At 69.6% G+C, this 648-nt stretch carries 2 protein-coding genes; both read left to right on the top strand.

The features are described 5' to 3' along the window. Positions 1-281 (top strand): SRPBCC family protein (locus tag RCG67_RS16945; RefSeq protein ID WP_368827967.1); only part of this gene is annotated, 281 nt, incomplete at its 5' end. Positions 282-443: 162 nt separating this feature from the next. Further along, positions 444-648 (top strand): ACT domain-containing protein (locus RCG67_RS16940; protein ID WP_438612688.1); only part of this gene is annotated, 205 nt, incomplete at its 3' end.

The following is a 648-nucleotide window of genomic DNA, read 5'->3' as shown; positions in this document are numbered from 1 at the left end:
ACCGCATGTTCCCCATGGCCGCTGACCGCACCATCGTGGAGTGCGACTGGCTCTATCTGCCCTCGGTGGTGGAGTCCGGCAAGGACGTCTCGGCCTCGGTGGAGCTCTTCCACCGGGTCAACCAGCAGGACTTCGACGCCTGCGAACGCTGCCAGCCCGCCATGGGCTCCAAGGTCTACGCCACCGGCGGCGTCCTGGTCCCCTCCGAGCACCACATCGGGGCCTTCCACGACTGGATCACCGAAAAAGTCGGCGACACCATCCCCACCGCCGGCGCCTAGGTGCCCATCGCCCGGCCGGCCGGTGATCCGGATCCCCCGGGCACTCACCGGCCGGCCCGGTGCGCCACGTCGATCTCCTCGGCGCCGCACCGGGCCGGCCGGGTCACCCATGCCGGTACGTCAGTCGTCCCCAGCAGCCGCCCCTTCAGGCAGGAGTCCTCCATGACCGTCGTCGACACTCTGTCCTCCTCCGCTTCCTCCTCCGCGCAACCGGCCGGCGTCCCCGCGGGCTCGTCCGACGGGCGGACGCTCCCCCAGTTCGTGCTGACGATCACCTGTCAGGACCAGGTGGGGATCGTCCACGCCGTCACCGAGTTCCTTCTCGCCCACGGGGCGAACATCAAGGAGCACCAGCAGTTCGACGACA

This window comes from Kocuria cellulosilytica (assembly GCF_040981245.1).
GTDB classification, from domain to species: Bacteria; Actinomycetota; Actinomycetes; order Actinomycetales; family Micrococcaceae; genus Kocuria; species Kocuria cellulosilytica.
Note: the sequence above shows the minus strand (reverse complement) of the source record. Positions and strands in the feature narration are given on the sequence as shown.